Genomic DNA, 19,056 nt, shown 5'->3' with positions numbered 1-19,056 from the left:
GCATGTCCTTTGACGCCAGGCCCACCGACTTCAGCGCCGCCCGGATTAGCGAGGTGGTCCAGGAGATCCTGGGCGCGGGTATCCTTCCGCCGATTGTCCAGGCAGGGCATCCCGTGCTCCGGCATGTCGCGGCCCCGTTCGACGGCCAGTTGAGTGACACCGAACTCGGCCACCTCATCGACCTTATGCGCAGCGTGATGCACAAGGCCCCGGGCGTCGGCCTGGCGGCACCGCAGTTGGGGATTCCGTTGCAGCTCGCCGTCCTGGAGGACCAGTTCGCCGTCGACCCGGACGTCGCTGCCGTCCGCGGGCGGGAACCGCTGCCGTTTTTTGCCATGCTGAACCCGAGCTATCAGCCCCTTGGTGCCGAGTCCGTGGCGTTCTACGAAGGCTGTCTGTCGATCGGAGGTCTGCAGGCGGCGGTGTTGCGGCCGGAATCGGTGCAGCTCGACTTTACGGCGCCGGACGGCACGCAACACCAGCGGACTTTCACTGGCTGGCAGGCCCGGATTGTCCAGCACGAGACCGACCACCTGCACGGGGTCCTGTTCCTTGACCGGGCCGAGCTGCGCTCCATCAGCAACACTGCCGAATACTCTTCCCGCTGGGCCCAGCCGGACATCAGCCGCGCCCGGCAGGAACTCGGGTTCCTGCCGGACCCGGCGGAGGACTAAGCCAGCGGAGCCGGATTCCCGGCTGAAGGCAGGTAGCGGGCCCACCACTTCAGGATTTCATCGAACCGCTGCTTCCGGTGGTGCGGAGTGCCGGAACGGGACAGCTCATGGTTCTCGCCCGGGAAGACCAGAAATCCGGTCTCGACGCCCTGCTGCTTGAGGGCGGTGAAGTACCGCTGGCCCTGCTCCACGGGACACCTGAGGTCCTCCTCGCTGTGGATCACTAGCGACGGCGTCCGCACGTTCTCCACGCGGGCCATGGGACTCTGGGCCGCCATTTGCTCCGCGGCAGGGCCAGTGTATTCGCCGCCGAAGAACCAGCCGATGTCAGAAGAGCCCGTGAAGCTCACAGGATCCAGGAAACCGCGTTCGACTATGGCCGCCTGGAAGCGGTGGTCGTGGCTGATGGTCCACGCCGTCAGGTAGCCGCCGTAGGATCCGCCCATGATGCCGACATTGGCGGCGTCCAGGTCCTCAAACTTCTCCACGGCCCCGTCCAGGAAGGCGAGGACGTCCTGCATGTCGACGGTTCCCATCCGCTCCTTGATGGACCGCCCGTGCTCCTGGCCATACCCGGCCGAGCCCCGCGGATTGCACATAAGCACGGCGTAACCTGCCCCGGCATAGACCTGGGCTTCGTCGAACAAGCCCACACCGAACTGGGCAAACGGGCCGCCGTGAATGTTCAGCAGCACCGGGTGCGGGCCGGGGCCGGCCGGCTTCACGAGCCAGCCATGGACCGGGTACCCGTCGGCCGACGGCAAGGTCAGTTCTTGCGGCTCGCTGATCCCCGCCACGCTCCGCAGCGGCGCGGAGAAATCCGTCAGGCGGCGCACCTGCCCGCCGTCGAGCACGGCCAGGTCACCGGCCGTCGTCGAATCGCTGAAACTCACCACGAGGGTCCCCCCGCTGTCCGCGGCGCCGGTCACCACCCGATTCCCCTCCAAGAGGACCGAATGGCCCCCCGTCGCGTCGAATTCGTGCAGCTCCACGGTTCCGCGCGCATTGTTCAGCACCAAGGCGCCCGCGGCACCGCGCAGCTCGATCCGGCTGCCGCCGGACAGGTCCAGGGTCTCGGCGTCACTGAGCGCTGTCGCGGCTCCGCCGGCGGCCGGCATGGCATACAGGGCGGTGTTTCTGGCCACGAAGTCCCGGCCTGATGCGCCCAGGTCCTGGGCAAGGAAGAACAGCCACTTCCCGTCCGCGGACTGCCGCACGGCGCTGACGGTCTGCCGTCCGGTATTGGCCGGTGTGAGGGCCTGCGGTTGCCCACCGGCGGCGGGAACCGCGTAGATTCCGCTGACGAGATCGGTGTCCCGCCCGTCATGCAGGGCCGCGGTGAAATAGATGGTTCCGCCGTCGGCGCTGAAGCTGCCGTCGTTGTGGTCGGCCGCCGCGGTGGTGAGTTGCTTGGCGGCCGGCAGCAGGCTGGCACCGGTCTCGGCGGGATCGGCCGCGGCGCCGAGGGCCTTTAGAGCGCGTCCGGCCGGGGCCACCTTCGGTTCGGCGTCAAGCTGCGGCACCTCGACGAGGAACAGCTGCAGGGGCTTGTCAGCCGTGTAACCAAGACCGTTCATCCGGTACTGGAAATCGGTGATCAGCCGGGCGTCCTCGCTGCCTGCACCCACGCCGTCGATGCTGCCGTACCGGCCCTCATCGGGAGTCCTGGCACTGAAGACAATGCTGCGGGAATCGGGTGACCAGGCAAAGGAGCTGACCCCCAGTGGTGCTGCCGTCAACAGCTGGGGTTCGCCGCCGGCGGCTTCCACCACATGGAGCTGCGGCTTTCCGCCGGCGGCCGCACGCAGGAACGCAAGGGTCCGGCCGTCCGGCGAAAAGTCCGGTGCGGTGTCGCGGAAGCCGCGGGTCAGTCGGCGCGGCCGCTCGTCCGGGTTGTTCAGGTCCGGATCCAAGGGCACGGTCCACAACTGACCCACGTAGGCATCGGCATCGAAGTCCGGCCGGATCACGGACACCACGGCGCGGGAGCCGTCAGGGTGCACGGCGGGGGCGGAGACGGAATTGAGCAGCGGAAGATGTTCAGATTTCACGCTTGCGAGCCTAACCCGCGGTGGGCGCGCTGTGAACTACCTCACCTCTCGCCGGTGCGCCGCGGCCGCCGCATTCCCCCTCGAGGCGCCCTGGCGAGGAACGCCCCAACGTGCCCTTTCCGCGCTGCCCTGTCCGCTGCCCTGTCCGCGAGGCGGGCCGGGGATCCGCGCTTAGGATGAAGTTATGCCTCCCGCCACCGATTTTCCCCTCCTGTGCCCGGTGTGCCGGAACGCTCTCCGCTTCGGCGGCGGCGGTGCCCGCACCTTGGTGTGCGGCGCCGGCCACAGCTTTGATGCGGCCAAACAGGGATACTTCAACTTCCTGGTCGGCAAAGGGACTGTTTTTGAAGCAGACAGCGCAGACATGGTCGCGGCCCGCTTCGATTTCCTCTCGGGAGGGCACTACCAGCGGCTGGCCGATGCCATTGCCGATCTTGCCGCGCCGGCGCTGATGGACGCACCGGCTTTCCGGCCGGTGGTGTTGGACGCCGGAACGGGAACCGGCCATTACCTCAGGGCCGTGCTGGATCGTGTCGCACTGGATCGCGCAGCACCGGATCTTGCGCGCGATCTTTCGGCTGACGGTGCACCGGCTGACGGTGTTTGGGCCGCAGCCATCGGCCTGGACATTTCCAAGTTCGCGCTGCGCCGCGCCGCCAGGATGAACCCGGAAGCCCTGAACGTGGTCGGGGACGTCTGGCAGCCGTTGCCGGTTGCGGAGAACGCCGTCGACGTCGTCACCGTGGTCTTTGCGCCGCGCAACGCGCCTGAGTTCGCCCGGGTGCTCCGCCCCGGCGGCCGCCTGGTCGTAGTCACGCCACGGCCCGGCCACCTGGAGGAGGTTGCCGGCCTCACCGGGATGCTGGGGATCGAACCGGCCAAGGACGAACGCCTCGCGGCATCCCTGGGCAACCACTTCGCGCCCGTCGAGGCAAGGGATCTGGACCTGGCGTTGACCCTGAGTCCGCGCGACGTCGCCAACCTCGCCTACATGGGACCGGCCGGCCACCACCTGGACCGTGCCGCACTCGCAGCCCTCGAGGCCGCGCTTCCGGCGTGGACCGCGGTCTCGGCGCGATTCCGGATCAGCGTTTTTGCACCCATCTCCTGACCATTCCGGCCGCGACGCCGGCCGTGGCAGGCCGTCAGGACGCCCTGAACCACTCCCCGAGGGGAACTGGGACGGGAATTGGGACGGGCAATCGGGGCAGGGAAGCGATCCGTGAAATAACGACTTGGCCACTTTGTCCATCAATTTCCATCTCCCTGTCCCAGCTATTGCCCTGCCGCTTAGGATGGAAAGACAGTTACTGGGGAACTGTGCCTGCAGCTCCCGGAACTAAAGGGGGAATTGATGTCTGAATGGCTGATCGAGAATTGGTGGGCCCTGTGGCTCACGCTCTTTCTCCTGTTTGCCGTGGTCGAGATGATCACTCTGGACCTGTTCTTCATCATGCTCGGCGGCGGCGCCCTCGCCGGGCTCGTGGCGGACTTCGCCGGCGCAGATCCCTGGCTGCAGATCATCGCCTTCTGCGTCGTATCCCTGCTCATGATCGGCTTCGTCCGGCCGGTGGCCCTCAAGCATCTGCACCGGGGCCCGGCGGATCAGCGCACCAACATCGAGCGACTTATCGGCGAATCCGCCGTCGTCATGGAGGCAGTGAACGAAAGCGGCGGGCTCGTCAAGATTGGCGGGGACGTGTGGAGCGCACGGTCCGAATCGGGAGTGCTCGTGCCTGGGCAGCAGGCTGTGGTCAGCGCCATCGACGGTGCCACCGCGATCGTGGCCCCGCAGCCGGAATCGGCAATCCAATAGTGGCCCGCGGTTCTGCGGGCAGTGCCGTCCAGCAAACCTCGGAACCGCCGGATCGAGAACAAACCAAACAACTGGGGAATAGGTGATGTATGGATATCGCAGTCGCAATTGTGCTGCTGGTACTAATTGTGTTCGTAATTATTGTGCTGGTCCGGTCGGTTCGGATCATTCCACAGGCCCGGGCCGGCGTCGTTGAACGGCTGGGCAAATACCAACGCACGCTGAATCCCGGACTTACCCTGCTGATCCCGTTTGTGGACCGCCTGCTGCCGTTGCTCGACCTGCGTGAGCAGGTGGTTTCCTTCCCGCCGCAGCCCGTCATCACCGAGGACAACCTGGTCGTTTCGATCGACACCGTGGTCTACTTCCAGGTCACTGACGCACGGGCCGCTACCTATGAGATCGCCAACTACATCCAGGCCGTGGAGCAGCTCACCACCACCACGCTGCGCAACGTGGTTGGCGGCCTCAACCTTGAGGAAGCGCTGACGTCGCGCGACCAGATCAACGGCCAGCTCCGCGGAGTCCTGGACGAGGCGACCGGACGCTGGGGCATCCGGGTCTCCCGGGTGGAGCTCAAGGCGATCGATCCGCCCCACTCGATCCAGGATTCGATGGAAAAGCAGATGCGGGCCGAACGTGACCGCCGCGCCGCCATCCTGACCGCAGAAGGCACGAAACAGTCCGCCATCCTTACCGCCGAGGGCCAGCGCCAGTCTTCCATCCTGAAGGCCGAAGGCGACGCCAAGGCTGCCATCCTGCGGGCTGACGGCGAGGCGCAGGCCATCCAGAAGGTCTTCGACGCGATCCACAAGGGCAACCCGGACCAGAAACTGCTGGCCTACCAGTACCTCCAGACCCTCCCGAAGATTGCCGAGGGGAGCTCAAACAAGCTGTGGATCATTCCCAGCGAGATTGGCGAGGCACTCAAGGGGATCGGCAATGTACTGGGGGCAAACGGCGTGCAAGAGGAGGTGTCCCCGACGCTGGACGTGGCTCAGCCGTCAGCGCCCGCCGGTGCCGACGGCCAGGGGCACCTGCCCTGAGCGTCAGCCCGCCTTGGATCACTAGGACGCCGCCTGCGTAATTGCGCAGCCCACGTAGTCCCCTGCTGGCCCCCGCAGCCCGGCCGTTTCGGCCCGGCCGCGGGGGCCAGCCAACTTAAAGCCGGGCCAGTCGGGTACAGCCTACGCAGATCACCGCGCGGGAGCACTCGCTTTACCTCGCATGCACCACTCCCGTATACTTGAATATTTGTCCGGTCGGTTCAGCCGTCCGGAACAAAAACGCTCCGCACAGCGTTGATTCCAATGACGTTCCAAACAGTTCCGCACAGCGTTGATTCCAATGACGTTCCAAACAGTTTTGTCCACTGGTGACTGTCATCTGGCCGGGCCATACGGGCCAGGTACGGTACAGCGCGGTGCAACCAGAAGTCCGGTGCCTGACGGTCCCCGGACAACGCAGGGCTGGACCCTGCGAACCGAATAGAGGGAGAAAAGATGAGCGATCGCAGCCTGCGGGGTATGCGCCTGGGCGCACAGAGCATGGAGACCGAATCCGGCGTCGAACCGGCTCCGCGCCAGCGGGTTGAATACCGTTGCGAGGACGGCGAGCAGGTGTTCGTGACGTTCTCCTCGGAAGCCGAAATCCCCCCGGTCTGGGTTTCGAAGACGGGCAAGGAGGCCTTGCTGGTGGACGGCGAACGCCCCGTCAACAGCAACGAAAAGGCCGTGCGCACGCACTGGGACATGCTGCTGGAACGCCGCTCGCTTCCGGAGCTTGAGCAGATCCTCGAAGACCGCCTCACGATCCTGCGCGAACGCCGCGGCGAACGCCGCTCGGCCTAGACCCCAGCCCATCGGCTACGGCAAGGGCCGGGCCCGCATCACTCTTTTGATGCGGGCCCGGCCCTTTTTGGTCCTGATTGCCATCCGGGGACGGCAGCCGTCCGTGCTGCTAGGCGCCCATACTAGGCGTCCTGCTTGGCGTCCTGCTTGCCCCGGAGCTTGTTCCAACGGGCGGTGAGACCCCATTTGGTGACGTTGATCATGGCTTCGACGACGATGTTGCCGCTCATCTTCGAAGCGCCGAGCTCACGCTCAACGAAAGTAATGGGGCGTTCCACGATCGTCAGGCCAAGCTTGGCCACGCGCCAGGCCAGATCCACCTGGAAGCCGTAGCCGACCGAGTCCACCGCATCCAGGTTCAGCTTCTCGAGCGTGGTCCGGCGGAATGCGCGGAAGCCGCCGGTGACGTCCTTGATCTTCACGCCCAACATGATCCGGGCATAGGTGCTGCCGACCCGGCTGATGGCCTGGCGGTAGAGCGGCCAGTTGACCACACGGCCGCCGGGAACCCAGCGTGAGCCCATGGCGAGGTCGGCGCCCTGCTCCACGGCCTCGATCAGCTGGGGCAGCTGCTCGGGCTGGTGCGAGCCGTCCGCGTCCATCTCCACGAGGATGTCGTAGCCGGCGTCCAGGCCCCACTTGAAACCGGCAATGTACGCCGCTCCCAGCCCCGCCTTTCCGGCGCGGTGCAGGACGTGCACTTGGCCGTCTTCGGCGGCCATGCGGTCCGCCAGCTGCCCCGTGCCGTCGGGGCTGTTGTCGTCGACAACCAGCACGTCGGAAGCCGGCACGGCTGCGCGCAGGCGACCGAGGGTCTTGGGCAGCGATTCCAGCTCGTTATAGGTCGGGATGATGGTGAGGACACGCACAGCGAGGCCTTTCCTTGAAGGGAGCGGTCGGTGCGCCGAAAGTCGTTCTGGACATTCAGGCGCAACTTCCCATTATAGGGAGTTGCGCGCGCGTGACGGGGCCGTATGATCCCCAAGGCAGGTCCACCCGCTTCGGGCCAGTTCCGGCTGGCCTCGAATTGCGGCGCCGGAACCGTTTTCTGCTGCGAAGTGGACCCACCCCTGGGGGTGCCCGTGGTCATAACCAGTAATGCTCCCGCGGGTGCGGCAACCTGGGATGGACCGGGGACTGCCGGAGCCTGCGCCGTACGCAACCCTCCGGTGACCCTCAATGCTACGGGGGCGGACCGATCTGTCAACCGAGCCGTGACCTGCCGTTATGCCCATCGTTCCAGTTCAGGGCAGGGTCACGCACGTGAATGTTTCGACCCCGCCCGCCGGATGACGGGCCCATAATCACGCGGCAAGGATTCAGCCGCCGAGGGCTCCACTGGCATAGAGTTCCTGGCCGTCCCGTACCGTCAGGAGGCAGGCAGGATCGCTGCCGGTGTCCAGCGCCGGCAGGAGCGGTGTGCGGGCGCGCGGGTCGGTGCTCCAGGACTGCACCCGGCCGTCTGCAACCTGGACCATGAGTTCCTCGACTTCCCAGACCGCGAAGCTGGCCGGTGCCCCGGGCACCAGCTGCCCGGCCATGGGGTTGGGGTAGCGGGCGGCCCGCCAGCCAGCCCGCGTGTGGCCCAGGAACGCGGCGCGGGCGGAGATCTGTTCCGCAGGGTTGGTGTGCTGCAGGCATGCGCGCACGCTGGACCACGGCCGCAGCGGCGTCACCGGGCTGTCGCTGCCGAAGCAGATCGGCACACCGGCCGCGTAGAAGCTTCCAAAGGCGTTCATCCCCAGCCGGCGGGAGCCGAGGCGCTGCTGGTACAGGCTGTCCGCGCCACCCCACAGGGCATCGAAGACCGGCTGCGCGCTTACGGTGACCGAATAGCGTGCCAGCCGGCTGATGGCCGCGGGATCCGCGAGCTCGACGTGCTCGAATCGGTGCCCCGCGGCGCGGACGCGCTGCTCCCCCACTTCGGCCGCGGCGAGGTCGAGGGCGTCGAGGGCCGCGTCCAGCCCGGCGTCGCCGATCACGTGGAAACCTGCCTGGATCCCCAGCAGCGAGCACGCCGCGAGGTGGGCGGCTGCCTCGGCCACGGAGAGGTACAGGTTGCCGCGTTCTCCTGGTGCGTCGGCGTAATCCGCGCGGAGGGAGGCGGTCCGTGAGCCGATCGAGCCGTCAATGTTCAGGTCCCCGGCCAGGCCGAGGACGGACACGCCCAGGCCGTCAAGGATGGACTCGGCATGTTCCTGCGATGTGGCCAGTTCGCCCCAGTACGGCAGGATCTCAGGGACCGCCGCGCCGTTCACGGCGCCGGCGGTGCCGTTCCAGGCCGTCGCGAGCTGCAGGTCCTCGATACTCCCGATGTGCGGTGCCGCCATTTCCGCGAGAGCCACATAACCGTTGGCGGCCGCCTCGGCGAGGGCACGCCGCTGGTAGGTGCGAAGGGTGTCGGCCGGCAGCTGGCGGGCCGCCAGGCGGGCCGCGGTGTGTGCCCCGCGTTTGACCTGGCTGCCGGCGGCGTCGCCGTCGAGCCCGTCCAGCCTGTCCAGACCGGCCGACGCGGCCAGGGAGCTGGATACCAGGGCAGAGTGGACATCCACGCGGGACAGATAGACCTGGCGGCCGCCGGCCGCGCGTTCGATTTCGTCCCGGGTGGGCAGGGTGGGATCGGCCCATGTGCTCTCGTCCCAGCCGTGCCCCAGGACGGGGCCTCCCGCGCCGGAGGCGGAGAGGCAGAAGGCGGCGACGGCGTCGAGCAGTTCAGTGGCCGAGCGTACGCCGGTCAGCTGGAGCCCATCCAGGGCGATTCCTGTTTCCGTCAGGTGGACGTGGGAGTCGACGAAGCCGGGGGCCAGGAGCGCGCCCTGCAGATCGATCACCTCCATGGAGGAGTCCGCGATGGAAGTAGCGGCCTGCTCGGAACCGACCCAGGCGACAGTGTCGCCGTCGACCAGCATCGCGGTCGCAAAGGGGTCGGCGGCAGTGTAGACGGAGCCGTTGCGGTACAGCGTGACTTTGCGGGAGGCGGGGGCGGCCGGCGAATCGGTCATGGGGCGGGAACTCCTTGTAACTGGTGGCCGGCCCAGCGCCGGCGGGTTCGAAAGTCTTGGAAGGCTTGAGAGCGGGCCGGGACGGCCCGCAGCCCTACGCGACGGAGGAATAGGCGACGACGCCGCGTTTGATGAGCTTGATGGCCTCCTCGCACAGCCGCGCAATCCGGGGATCGAGGTTCGGGATGTCGGCCAGCTGGTCCAGGAGGTCAATCACCTGTTTGACCCAGCGGACAAAGTCACCCGCAGCCAGGTCGGTGCCGCTCAGCACTTCCTGGAGGTGCCGACCCTTGGCCCATTTGAAGATCGGCCAGACGAGGCCGAGTTCAGGCTCGCCGGTGAGAGGGAGCTTGTTGGCCTCCTCCACGTCCTCCAGTGCGGACCATTCGCGGACCACGGTGTCCACCGCGGATTCCAGGGACACGCTCGGCATTTTAGGCCGCAGGCCGCGGTCCTCGCGCTTGGCCTGGTAGACGAGCACACTGGCCAGGGCGGCGATCTCGACGGCGTCGAGGTCGTTGAACGCCCCCATCCGCAGGGACTGCGAAATCAGCAGGTCCTTTTCGCCGTAGATCCGCCGCAGGCGTTGCCCGTCCGGGCTGATGGAGAGCACACCGGTGTCCGAGGTTTCCAGGTAGCCGTAGCCGGTCAGGACGCCACATACGCGGTCGAACGTCTTCGCGATCGTGTTGGTCCGGCCCTGGATCTGGCGGATGAGGCCGTCAGTTTCCTGGCGGAGCTTCCACCAGCGTTCGGACCAGCGGGCATGGTCCTCGCGTTCGCTGCAGCCGTGACACGGGTGGGCGCGGAGCTCCCGGCGCAACTCGGCGATCCGCTTCTCCTGGTTGGGCGCTGCGGAGGCCCTGCCGAAATCGTCGTCGCGGCGCGGGGGCGCAGGCGGCCGGTTATCGCGGATGGCGTTGCGCACCGAGGACGCCAAATCGCGGCGGGATTTGGGGACCTTGGCGTTGAAGGACTTGGGAATCCTGATCCGCGTGATCGGTGACAACGGACCTTCGACGTCGTGCAGGCCGATCCGGCGGAGCTGGTTGTCCAGCGTCATGACGGCGGGGCGGGGCTCCCGAGATTCGTGGTCGGAGCTGAGCACCACCGCCAGTCCCGGCGACTTGCCGGCCGGGACATCCACCACGTCGCCCGGAAGCAGCCTGCTCAGGGAGTCCTCGGTGAGGGATTTCCTGGCCCGGGAAGTGCCCCTGGAGGCGGTGGTCTCGGCATCGCCCAGGGCCCGCCGCAACCGCGCGTATTCGGTGAAGTCCCCCAGATGGCAGGTCATGGCCTTGCCGAACCCGGCGATGGACTCCTCCCGGCTCCTGACCTGCCGGGCAAGGCCGACCACGGAACGGTCCGCCTGGAACTGGGCAAAGGATGATTCGAGGATCTCCCGGGCGCGGGACCGGCCGAACTGCGCCAGAAGGTTGATCGACATGTTGTATGTGGGCCGGAAACTGGAGTTCAGCGGGTAGGTCCGCCGTGAGGCGAGGCCGGCGACGGCCGCGGGATCCGTGCCGGGCTGCCACAGGACGACGGCGTGGCCCTCGACGTCGATGCCGCGGCGTCCGGCGCGGCCCGTCAGCTGGGTGTACTCCCCCGCCGTGATGTTGACGTGGGCCTCGCCGTTGAACTTGTCCAGTTTTTCCAGCACGACGCAGCGGGCCGGCATATTGACGCCGAGGGCGAGCGTTTCGGTGGCGAAGACGGCCTTGACCAGCCCGTTGACGAACAGCTTCTCCACAACCTCCTTGAAGGTCGGCAGCATGCCGGCGTGGTGCGCGGCGAGTCCGCGGAGCAGGCCGTCCCGCCAGCTCCAGAAGCCGAGCACATCGAGGTCGTCCGAGGGAATGTCCTGGGCGGCCTCGTCGACGCGCTGGGCGATGATCTGTTGTTCGCGCTCTGTGGTCAGCCAGAGTCCGGCTGCGACGCACTGGGCCACGGCGGCATCGCAGCCGGCCCTCGAGAAGATGAACGTGATGGCCGGCAGGAGGTCCTGCCGGTCCAGGCTGGCGATAACCTGCGGCCGGCTGGCCTTCCGCACCGGGCTGCGCTGGGCGCTTTGCGGTTCGTCCCGCTGACTGCGCTGGTTTCGGCGCTGGTTCCGGCCGCCATGGCCGAAGCGGCCACGGAAATTCATCTGGCTCTCGGCCCGTGCCATGGACAGCAGTTCCGGGTTGACCTCGAAGCCGGCCCGCCCGGGCAGTTCTGCCGTGACGTCGGCCGCCGAGCCATCGGCGGGGGCTGCCTTGCCGGCAACCTCTGTGCTTGCTGCGGCATGGCCGGCGGCTGTTTCGCCGGCAGCTGCCTCACTGGCAGTTGCCCCACCGGGCAGCGCGATCTCGTCAAAGGTGGTGTTGCCGGCAAACAGGTCCACGATCTTCCGGCCCACCATGACGTGCTGCCACAGGGGCACCGGGCGGTGTTCGGAGACGATCACGTCGGTCTGTCCGCGGACCGTGTCGAGCCACGCGCCGAACTCCTCGGCGTTGGACACCGTGGCACTCAGCGACGCCACCTGGACCTCGCTGGGAAGGTGGATGATGACTTCCTCCCACACCGCGCCGCGGAAACGGTCAGCCAAGTAGTGGACCTCGTCCATGACCACGAAGCCGAGGTCATCCAGGGTGTCCGAATCGGCGTAGAGCATGTTGCGGAGCACTTCGGTGGTCATCACCACCACGGGGGCGTCGCCGTTGATGCTGGTATCGCCGGTGAGCAGGCCCACCTGGGCGGCGCCGTACTTGGCGGCCAGCTCGGAGTACTTCTGGTTGCTCAGGGCCTTGATGGGGGTGGTGTAGAACGCCTTGAGCCCGCGCTGGAGGGCCAGGTAGATGGCGAACTCCCCCACGATTGTTTTCCCGGCGCCGGTGGGGGCAGCCACCAGCACTCCCCGGCCGGCCTGCAGGGACAGACATGCTTCGCGTTGGAAGTCATCGAGTTCGAATTCGAGGGACCTGATGAACCCGCCCAGATAAGTCTTGGCTTCGGCGGCCCGCTCGACGCTGGCGCGGTAACGTTCGGACGGTGATTCCGGCCCGGGGTGTGACGACATGCTTCCAGCCTAATGCGCGAAAGGCTAGAGATTCTCCAGCTCGGAGCTGGGGGTTGCCTGGTCGGCGGTGGCTTCAGTCTCGGCCTCGCGCTTGACGGCGAGCCGCTCGCGCCGGCGGTCGTTGAGCAGGCAAAGGCCGATCGCGGCGAAGAACAGCGCCAGCATGGGTCCGGCCAGGTAGAACATGCTCATGGCATCGGCGCCCGGGGCGGCCATCGCGGCGAACAGGCACACCAGGAACACCGTGATCCGCCAGCTCTTGACCAACTGTTTGCCCGTGATGAGGCCGGCCAGGTTTAGCCCGAACAGGACCACCGGGAGGAGGAAGGCGATGCCGAAGGCGAGCAGCAGCCGCAGCACAAAGGACAGGTACACCTGGGCGCTGATGAAGTTGGAGCCGCCCGACGGCGTGAAATCGGTCAGGACGCGCACCGCGTTGGGCAGCACAAGCCAGGCCAGCAGGACGCCTCCCACGAACAGCGGCACGGCCGCGGCCACGAAGGACAGGGCCAGGCGGCGTTCTTTCTTGTGCAGCCCGGGCACAATGAAGGCCCACAGCTGGTAGAGCCAGACGGGGCTCGCGATGATCAGGCCCAGGAACACGGACACCTGGATCATGAGGTCGAACGAGCTAGCAACGCCGTCAAAGTTCAGGGTGGCCTGACGGCCCTCGTGCTCATTCAGGTCGCGGATGGGCTTGATCAGCGCCGCCAGCATTGGCTGGTAGACAAGGAAACCCACTACCGTCCCAACGACGACGGCGATTGCCGCCTTAAAGAGACGGTTGCGAAGCTCTTTCAGGTGGTCGAGGAGCGCCATCCTCCCCTCAGGGTTCGATCGACGGCTCATGGTTACTGCCATACGGTCTTAGGCGCGGGTCGACGGCGGAACGTCTGTTCCGTCGCCCGTGCGGCTTTCCGGTGCGCCGGCCTGCGGGTGGTTGATGACCCGGCCCTCGACCGGCTCGGAGCCATCCTTGGCCTCGGAGGCGCCGTCCTTCTTCATTTCCCGGACTTCCGACTTGAAAATGCGCATCGACTGGCCCAGGCTGCGGGCCATGCCCGGCAGTTTCGGCGCAGCGAACAGCACCAATGCCAGAACGATGATGATGATGAGATGCCAGCCTTCAAGCCTCATTGGGAGAGGTCCTTTCGTTTGAATACATCCTATGTCTAACCCGTTTCGATGTCGCGCAGCGCCTGGGGTTGCCCGCGCTCCTTCTTGCGTTGGATGCGGCGCAGCCGGCGGGCATTCTGCCGTGCGAACTTGGATGCGTGGTAATCATGTCGCATCCGGGCAGGCGAGGCAAAAACGGCGTCGCCGGGTACCGGCCGAGGGCCCGCGTCCGTGCTGTCCGGGGCACCGGCGTTAGCCGTTGCGGGCGCTGCCTCGGGGGCAGAAGGCGAGGGCACGCGGGAAAACCGATCGGCGGCTTCCCCTAATTCCTCGAGCGTGGTCATGGCTTGCCGGTATAACCGCAGGCCGAGCACACCGAAGAACAGCAGCGAAAGCGAGACGAGCGCTATCCAAATAAGGATCCAGGACCACCAAGGCATGCAGATCAGTCTATCGGGCGATCCGACGGGTCCTCGTATTGCGTCAGGGCCGCGGCGAGCCATTCCCGCGACGCGTCCGCGAGGGCGTCTGGTTCCAGGATCCGCACCATCCCGCCGTGCTGGGCTACGAACATCGGGAGCCAGTCCGTGCTGCCGAACCGGATTTCGGCGAGCATGCCGCCGCCGGGCAGGGCCGCGGTCCGCTCGGCGTAGTAGTCGTCAGCGAGGCCAGTCCCCCGGGGCGCAAGTTCGACCACCACCACCGTGTCGTCGTCGTTCGGGGTGAACAGTTTCACCGGAAAGCTGTCCGCCGGTTTCGCCGTCGCTGCCGCCGGCCGGCCGTTGGGCTCAAGGGCTTCGATCCTGTCCAGCCGGAAGTTGCGCAGGCCCTTGGCGGAGTGGCAGTACGCCTCGAGGTACCACGTGTTGTCCAGCGAATAGAGCCGCAAGGGGTCCACATCGCGTTCGGAGACTGCGTCCCGCTGCGGCGAGAAGTACCTCAAGTGCAGCTGCGCCCCGGACCTGATCGCCGCACGGGCGGTTTCGAGGGTGGCCGAGTTGCCGGGGGCCACCTCGGGGCCGGAGAGCGCGGCCGCCTTCACCCCCTCCTCCCCCGCCGCGGCCATGAGTTTGAGGGTCACCGATTCGAGTGCGCCGCCTTCGGCGAGCTCGGGCAGGCCGTTGAGGGTCTCCAGGCCGGTCAGGAGGGCGCAGGCCTCGTCCACGGTGAACCGCACGGGGCGGGTCAGGTCCAGGGCCTGGGTGATGAAAACGTGGTCATCGTCCCACTGGATGTCCAGCAGATCGTCGGGGTAGCCTTCCGGCAGGCCCGAGCAGATCAGGATCCGCAGGTCGTCCTCGAGCGCCTTCCGGGTGATCCCAAACCTGGCGGCGACCTCGCTGATATGCAGTCCCTGGTGGTGGACAAGGAAGGGGACGAGCTGCAGCATCCGCTTGAGCTGGTCCTCCGAGGTGCGTTTGCGGGTCCGGCCGGCGGGTCCGGCTTCGGGGAAGGCCACCTCCGGAACGGGCCTGGCGGCGAAGGCCGCGGCGGCGGTGAGGCGGCGGCGGACAGCGCCGGCGAGTTCGGGAGGCGAAATCACGGTGACCCGGGGACCGTAGGAGGCCAGCTCCTCGCCCAGCGTCTCTGCATCGCGGAAGGGCACCATGAGCCGGTCCGTGCCGGCCGCGGGCCGCCGCACGCCTCCTTCCAGAGGGCCAGTTTCCAGAGCCGAGTCAGGAACCGTATGGGCGCGTTTGCGGAGCCCCAGGAGCCGTCCGTGCTCGACGTCGACGACGGCGCTCTGGACCGGCAGCTCGGCCAGGGCCGCCAGTTCGGCGCGGACATTGAACCCGGCGGGAGGCGTGAAGCTTTCCTTCTCCAGCACGGTCACGGCGGACGTCAGGCGGGACAGCCGGAAGAACCGCTTGTCCCCCCGGCCCCGGTCGTGGCCCACGAGGTACCACTGGCCGAAGCGGCTGCCCAGGCCCCAGGGCTCCACCGATCGTTCCTGCTCCTGGCCCGTGCTGCCGGCGAGGTAGCTGAACCTGACGGGGTGTTGGGCGTGCATGGCGGCCACCAGGTCTTCGAAGGCCTGGCCGGCGGGTCGGATGCGCGGCTGGACGCCGGTGGGGAGTTCGGCCTCGACGAGGCCGCCGGCGGCCTGCAGCTTGCGGACCGCGTCCACGGCGGCGGAGCCGAGGGCGGCGTGCTCCCAGAGCTGCGCTGCGAGGATGAGGACGGTGCACTCTTCGGGGGTGAGGCTGACGTCGGGCAGCCGGTTCGATTCCTTGCCGATCCGGTAGCGGGTGGTTGCAGGGTCGTCGGACCCCCAGCCCGTGTCCGTCACGGTTTCGACGTCGAAGCCAATCTGGCGCAACTCGCCTTTGTCGCGCTCAAACATGCGGCCGAAGGCGACGTCGCTGCTCGTGGTGTCGTGGTAGACCTTTTCGCGCAAATCACCGCGGCGCAGGCCGTACTTGGTGTTGAGTAGGGCGATGAGCAGGTTCAGCAGGCGTTCTGTACGTGAGGCGGACACCTCGCAAGGGTACTAAAGCCGATCCCGGAATATGACGAAAGCGCGGCAACAGCCGGAAGAACTTTTCCGATTGTTACCGCGCTTGCGCCCTCAGGGGCAATTCAGCGGGCTGATTCAGCCGGCGCTACTGTATGCGCGTGGGTGGCGTCCGCTAGCGGACGGCGACGAGGTCCACGACAAAGATCAGGGCCTCGTTGGGGCCGATCGCCCCGCCGGCGCCACGGGAGCCGTAGGCGAGCTCGGACGGGATCTCCAGGCGACGGCGGCCGCCGACCTTCATGCCCAGCAGGCCCTGGTCCCAGCCCTGGATGACCTGGCCGACGCCGACCCGGAAGTCCAGCGGCGCGCCGCGGCCCCAGGAGGCGTCGAACTCTTCACCGGTGGACCAGGCGACGCCCACGTAGTGGGTGGACACGGTGTCGCCGGGCTTGGCCTCGGCGCCGTCCCCTTCGATCAGGTCGGTGATGACCAGTTCGGTGGGGACGTCTCCTTCGGGGAAGTCAATTTCCGGCTTCTCGCGGTCGAGGTTGCGCTGTCCAAATGACATGGTTACTCCTTTTGAGGTGACGTGTGGTGGTTACGGTTGATGCGGTGGATTACTTGACGCCGAGGATGTCGACGACGAAGACGAGGTCGCCCTTCGCGTCGCCTTGGCCCTGATCACCGTAGGCGAGGTCCTTCGGGACCACCAAAAGGACGCGGGAGCCGACCGTCTTGCCGGTCAGGCCCTGGGTCCAGCCCTTGATGACGCCGGTCAGCGGGAAGGTGGCCTTCTTGCCACTCTCAAAGCTGGAATCGAAGACCTTGCCGGTGGCGAGGGCCACGCCGACGTAGTTGACGGTGATGGTGTCGGAATTCTTGAGCGCTTGGCCCTTGCCGGTGATGAGGTCCTGGGAGATCAGCTTGGTCGGCGCCTTGACGCCGGCGACCGAGATTTCCGGAACGCCCTTGTCGTTTTCCTTGACGGTCGGCAGTCCGGCCGGCGGGGTGACGGCGTCGCCCTCAGGCTTGTCCAGGACCGGCGGGGCGTCCTTGGCGGCGAGCACCTTGACGATCAGGAGCTGCGTCGGCTTGGCTGCGGTACCCTCAGCGGCGGCCTGGCCGGGTACGGCCAGGGCGATGTGCGAGCCAATCTTGGCGCCCACGAACGCGTTGTAGATCACAGGGCTGCCGGTCTTGAGCTCGTCGTTCAGCTCCAGCGGCTCGGGATCGTTCGGGAAAGTGTCTTCGAGGGTCGATCCGTCCTTGCCGTTGAAGGCCACGATCGAAATGTCGGCGATCTGGTTGGCCTTGACCCGCTCGCCGCTGCCTTCGGTGACCACCTTGATAGTGGGCGCCTTGACCTCGAGCGGCTTGGTGAAGTCGACAGCGGGGGCCTTCTTGTCGCCCTTCTCGGTCAATTTGACCGAGTCCAGTTGGGCGGTCTCCCCCGCGGACTGGCTGGTGGGTTCCGGAGCCGGAGGTGCTTCGCTGCCGCCGCAGGCGGTCAGCAGCAGCAGTCCGGGCAGAAGAATTGCTAGTAGTCGGCGCACTTGGAAACTTTCGTCGAGGCAGGGTGGACTCTGTGCCGTTCGGTTTCCCGTGGCAAGCGGCGGCCGCAAGGCAGCCCTACCCCAGAATAACGTGCGAAGCTGGGTATCAGCCCATCGAGTCCAGCAGCGCATCCACCCGTTCGTCCACGCTCCGGAACGGATCCTTGCACAGGATGGTCTGGTGGGCGCGGTCGTTCAGCTTCAGATGAACCCAGTCCACGGTGTAGTCACGGCCGAGCTCCTGGGCACGCCGGACGAAGTCTCCGCGGAGTTTGGCACGCGTGGTCTGCGGCGGGGCATCCACAGCATCCTTGACCGCGGTGTCGTCCACCACCCGGCGCACCGCCCCGCGGGCCTGGAGCAGGTAGAAGAGGCCGCGGCCGCGGGAAATGTCGTGGTAGGTCAGGTCCAGCTGCGCAATCCTGGGCGCGTCGAGCCCCAGTCCGTGCCGTTCCCGGTAGTTGTCCATGAGCTTCTTCTTGATGGCCCAGTCCACTTCGGTATCGATCGTGCTCGTGTCGCCGCTTTCGATGGCGTCGAGGGTGCGCTCCCAGAGGTCAAGGATCAGCGGCACGTGTGCGTTGTGCGCGCCGTGTTGGGCCACGAACGCGGTCACCTTGCCCAGGTACTCGCGCTGGATTTCCAGCGCCGTAAGCTGCCGGCCGTTGGCGAGCCGGACCAGGGCCCGGCCGCTGAGGTCGTGGGAGATTTCCCGGATGCTGCGGATCGGGTTCTCCATCCGCATGTCGCGCATGATCACCCCGGCCTCGATCATCCGCAGGATCAGGTCCACCGTGCCGATCTTGAGCAGGGCCGTCGGTTCGGACATGTTGGAGTCGCCCACGATCACGTGCAGGCGCCGATAGAACTCGGCGTCAGCGTGCGGTTCGTCCCGGGTGTTGATGATGGGCCTGGAACGGGTGGTGGCGGAGGAGACGCCCTCCCAGATGTGGTCGGCCCGCTGAGAGAAGGCGAAGGTGGCCCCGTGCGGGGTCTTGAGGATCTTGCCGGCCCCGGCGATCAACTGACGCGTCACGAGGAACGGGATGAGGATCTCCGCGAGCCGGGAAAACTCCCCGCGGCGCGGGATGAGGTAGTTTTCGTGGCTGCCGTAGGAGTTCCCGGCCGAGTCCGTGTTGTTCTTGAACAGGTACACGGTCCCGTTGAATCCCTCCGCTGCCAGCCGTTCCTGGGCTTCGTCCACGAGGTCGCACAGGATCAGTTCCCCGGCACGGTCATGGGCGATCAGCTGGGCCAGATCGTCGCACTCGGCCGTGGCGTACTCCGGGTGGGACCCGACGTCCAGGTAGAGGCGCGAGCCGTTGGTCAGGAAGACGTTGGAGGACCGTCCCCAGCTGACCACCTTGCGGAAGAGGTAGCGGGCCACTTCCTCAGGCGCCAGCGGCCGGGACTCCGGACTTGAATAGGAAATTCCGAATTCGGTTTCGATACCGAATATGCGCTTGTCCATC

16 protein-coding genes are annotated in these 19,056 nt (G+C 66.9%); 5 read left to right on the top strand and 11 right to left on the bottom strand.

Annotated elements, in window-relative coordinates:
• The first annotated feature begins 2 nt into the window (after positions 1-2).
• On the top strand, positions 3-674 hold the full coding sequence (locus BLS42_RS10415; RefSeq protein WP_090580558.1) for a peptide deformylase: 672 nt from the start codon (positions 3-5) through the stop codon (positions 672-674).
• On the opposite strand, the gene BLS42_RS10410 is transcribed toward BLS42_RS10415, so the two are convergent.
• A complete protein-coding gene (locus BLS42_RS10410) occupies positions 671-2,725 on the bottom strand; it encodes a S9 family peptidase (RefSeq protein ID WP_090580555.1) in 2,055 nt (684 codons plus the stop codon). The two genes, BLS42_RS10415 and BLS42_RS10410, sit on opposite strands and share 4 nt — an antisense overlap.
• 184 nt (positions 2,726-2,909) lie before the next feature.
• Here BLS42_RS10410 and BLS42_RS10405 point away from each other — a divergent pair, with 184 nt between their 5' ends.
• The 4 genes from BLS42_RS10405 to BLS42_RS10390 all read left to right on the top strand — a co-directional run bounded on the left by BLS42_RS10405 (position 2,910) and on the right by BLS42_RS10390 (position 6,391).
• Positions 2,910-3,836: a putative RNA methyltransferase gene (locus BLS42_RS10405; protein ID WP_090580552.1), complete on the top strand. Its 927-nt coding sequence runs from the start codon at positions 2,910-2,912 to the stop codon at positions 3,834-3,836.
• A 243-nt stretch (positions 3,837-4,079) separates the two neighbouring features.
• Positions 4,080-4,541: an NfeD family protein gene (locus BLS42_RS10400; protein WP_090580549.1), complete on the top strand. Its 462-nt coding sequence runs from the start codon at positions 4,080-4,082 to the stop codon at positions 4,539-4,541.
• 89 nt (positions 4,542-4,630) lie between these two features.
• The gene (locus BLS42_RS10395) at positions 4,631-5,587 is read left to right on the top strand and encodes an SPFH domain-containing protein (RefSeq protein ID WP_090580546.1); all 957 of its coding nucleotides are present in this window, start codon (positions 4,631-4,633) and stop codon (positions 5,585-5,587) included.
• Positions 5,588-6,043: 456 nt separating this feature from the next.
• Complete coding sequence (locus BLS42_RS10390; protein WP_026266329.1) at positions 6,044-6,391, top strand: RNA polymerase-binding protein RbpA; 348 nt, start codon at positions 6,044-6,046, stop codon at positions 6,389-6,391.
• 122 nt (positions 6,392-6,513) lie between these two features.
• On the opposite strand, the gene BLS42_RS10385 is transcribed toward BLS42_RS10390, so the two are convergent.
• The 10 genes from BLS42_RS10385 to pafA form a co-directional block, all read right to left on the bottom strand.
• Positions 6,514-7,260 carry a polyprenol monophosphomannose synthase gene (locus tag BLS42_RS10385; RefSeq protein WP_090580543.1) on the bottom strand — a complete coding sequence of 249 codons (747 nt, stop codon included), beginning with the start codon at positions 7,258-7,260 and terminating at the stop codon, positions 6,514-6,516.
• 450 nt (positions 7,261-7,710) lie between these two features.
• Positions 7,711-9,393, bottom strand: coding sequence for an amidohydrolase (locus tag BLS42_RS10380; RefSeq protein WP_090580540.1), 1,683 nt, complete (start codon positions 9,391-9,393; stop codon positions 7,711-7,713).
• A 94-nt stretch (positions 9,394-9,487) separates the two neighbouring features.
• Positions 9,488-12,457, bottom strand: a complete 2,970-nt coding sequence (locus BLS42_RS10375) for a DEAD/DEAH box helicase (protein ID WP_090580537.1) — start codon at positions 12,455-12,457, stop codon at positions 9,488-9,490.
• A gap of 24 nt (positions 12,458-12,481) precedes the next feature.
• Positions 12,482-13,276: a twin-arginine translocase subunit TatC gene (gene tatC / locus BLS42_RS10370; protein ID WP_176803365.1), complete on the bottom strand. Its 795-nt coding sequence runs from the start codon at positions 13,274-13,276 to the stop codon at positions 12,482-12,484.
• 48 nt (positions 13,277-13,324) lie between these two features.
• Positions 13,325-13,594 (bottom strand): Sec-independent protein translocase subunit TatA, encoded by a 270-nt coding sequence (gene tatA, locus BLS42_RS10365; protein WP_090580531.1) that lies wholly within the window; start codon positions 13,592-13,594, stop codon positions 13,325-13,327.
• Positions 13,595-13,629: 35 nt separating this feature from the next.
• Positions 13,630-14,013, bottom strand: coding sequence for a hypothetical protein (locus BLS42_RS10360; RefSeq protein ID WP_090580528.1), 384 nt, complete (start codon positions 14,011-14,013; stop codon positions 13,630-13,632).
• Positions 14,014-14,018: 5 nt separating this feature from the next.
• Entirely contained in the window at positions 14,019-16,052 is a 2,034-nt protein-coding gene (locus tag BLS42_RS10355) for a helix-turn-helix transcriptional regulator (RefSeq protein WP_090580525.1), read from the bottom strand.
• 151 nt (positions 16,053-16,203) lie between these two features.
• Entirely contained in the window at positions 16,204-16,599 is a 396-nt protein-coding gene (locus BLS42_RS10350) for an FKBP-type peptidyl-prolyl cis-trans isomerase (RefSeq protein WP_018772903.1), read from the bottom strand.
• A gap of 49 nt (positions 16,600-16,648) precedes the next feature.
• Positions 16,649-17,584 carry an FKBP-type peptidyl-prolyl cis-trans isomerase gene (locus BLS42_RS10345; protein ID WP_090580522.1) on the bottom strand — a complete coding sequence of 312 codons (936 nt, stop codon included), beginning with the start codon at positions 17,582-17,584 and terminating at the stop codon, positions 16,649-16,651.
• A 106-nt stretch (positions 17,585-17,690) separates the two neighbouring features.
• Positions 17,691-19,055 carry a Pup--protein ligase gene (gene pafA, locus BLS42_RS10340; protein ID WP_090580519.1) on the bottom strand — a complete coding sequence of 455 codons (1,365 nt, stop codon included), beginning with the start codon at positions 19,053-19,055 and terminating at the stop codon, positions 17,691-17,693.
• Position 19,056: the final 1 nt, after the last annotated feature.

It is taken from the genome of Arthrobacter sp. ov407 (assembly GCF_900102895.1).
Classification (GTDB): Bacteria; Actinomycetota; Actinomycetes; order Actinomycetales; family Micrococcaceae; genus Arthrobacter.
The sequence above is the reverse complement of the archived record's forward strand: the minus strand, read 5'-3'. Positions and strand labels throughout refer to the sequence as shown.

Coding starts and splice junctions, on each gene's coding strand:
- BLS42_RS10415 (WP_090580558.1), top strand. CDS start 3: ATGTCCTTTGACGCCAGGCCCACCGACTTCAGCGCCGCCCGGATTAGC.
- BLS42_RS10405 (WP_090580552.1), top strand. CDS start 2,910: ATGCCTCCCGCCACCGATTTTCCCCTCCTGTGCCCGGTGTGCCGGAAC.
- BLS42_RS10400 (WP_090580549.1), top strand. CDS start 4,080: ATGTCTGAATGGCTGATCGAGAATTGGTGGGCCCTGTGGCTCACGCTC.
- BLS42_RS10395 (WP_090580546.1), top strand. CDS start 4,631: ATGGATATCGCAGTCGCAATTGTGCTGCTGGTACTAATTGTGTTCGTA.
- BLS42_RS10390 (WP_026266329.1), top strand. CDS start 6,044: ATGAGCGATCGCAGCCTGCGGGGTATGCGCCTGGGCGCACAGAGCATG.
- BLS42_RS10380 (WP_090580540.1), bottom strand. CDS start 9,393: ATGACCGATTCGCCGGCCGCCCCCGCCTCCCGCAAAGTCACGCTGTAC.
- BLS42_RS10375 (WP_090580537.1), bottom strand. CDS start 12,457: ATGTCGTCACACCCCGGGCCGGAATCACCGTCCGAACGTTACCGCGCC.
- tatC (WP_176803365.1), bottom strand. CDS start 13,276: ATGGCGCTCCTCGACCACCTGAAAGAGCTTCGCAACCGTCTCTTTAAG.
- tatA (WP_090580531.1), bottom strand. CDS start 13,594: ATGAGGCTTGAAGGCTGGCATCTCATCATCATCATCGTTCTGGCATTG.
- BLS42_RS10360 (WP_090580528.1), bottom strand. CDS start 14,013: ATGCCTTGGTGGTCCTGGATCCTTATTTGGATAGCGCTCGTCTCGCTT.
- BLS42_RS10350 (WP_018772903.1), bottom strand. CDS start 16,599: ATGTCATTTGGACAGCGCAACCTCGACCGCGAGAAGCCGGAAATTGAC.
- pafA (WP_090580519.1), bottom strand. CDS start 19,055: ATGGACAAGCGCATATTCGGTATCGAAACCGAATTCGGAATTTCCTAT.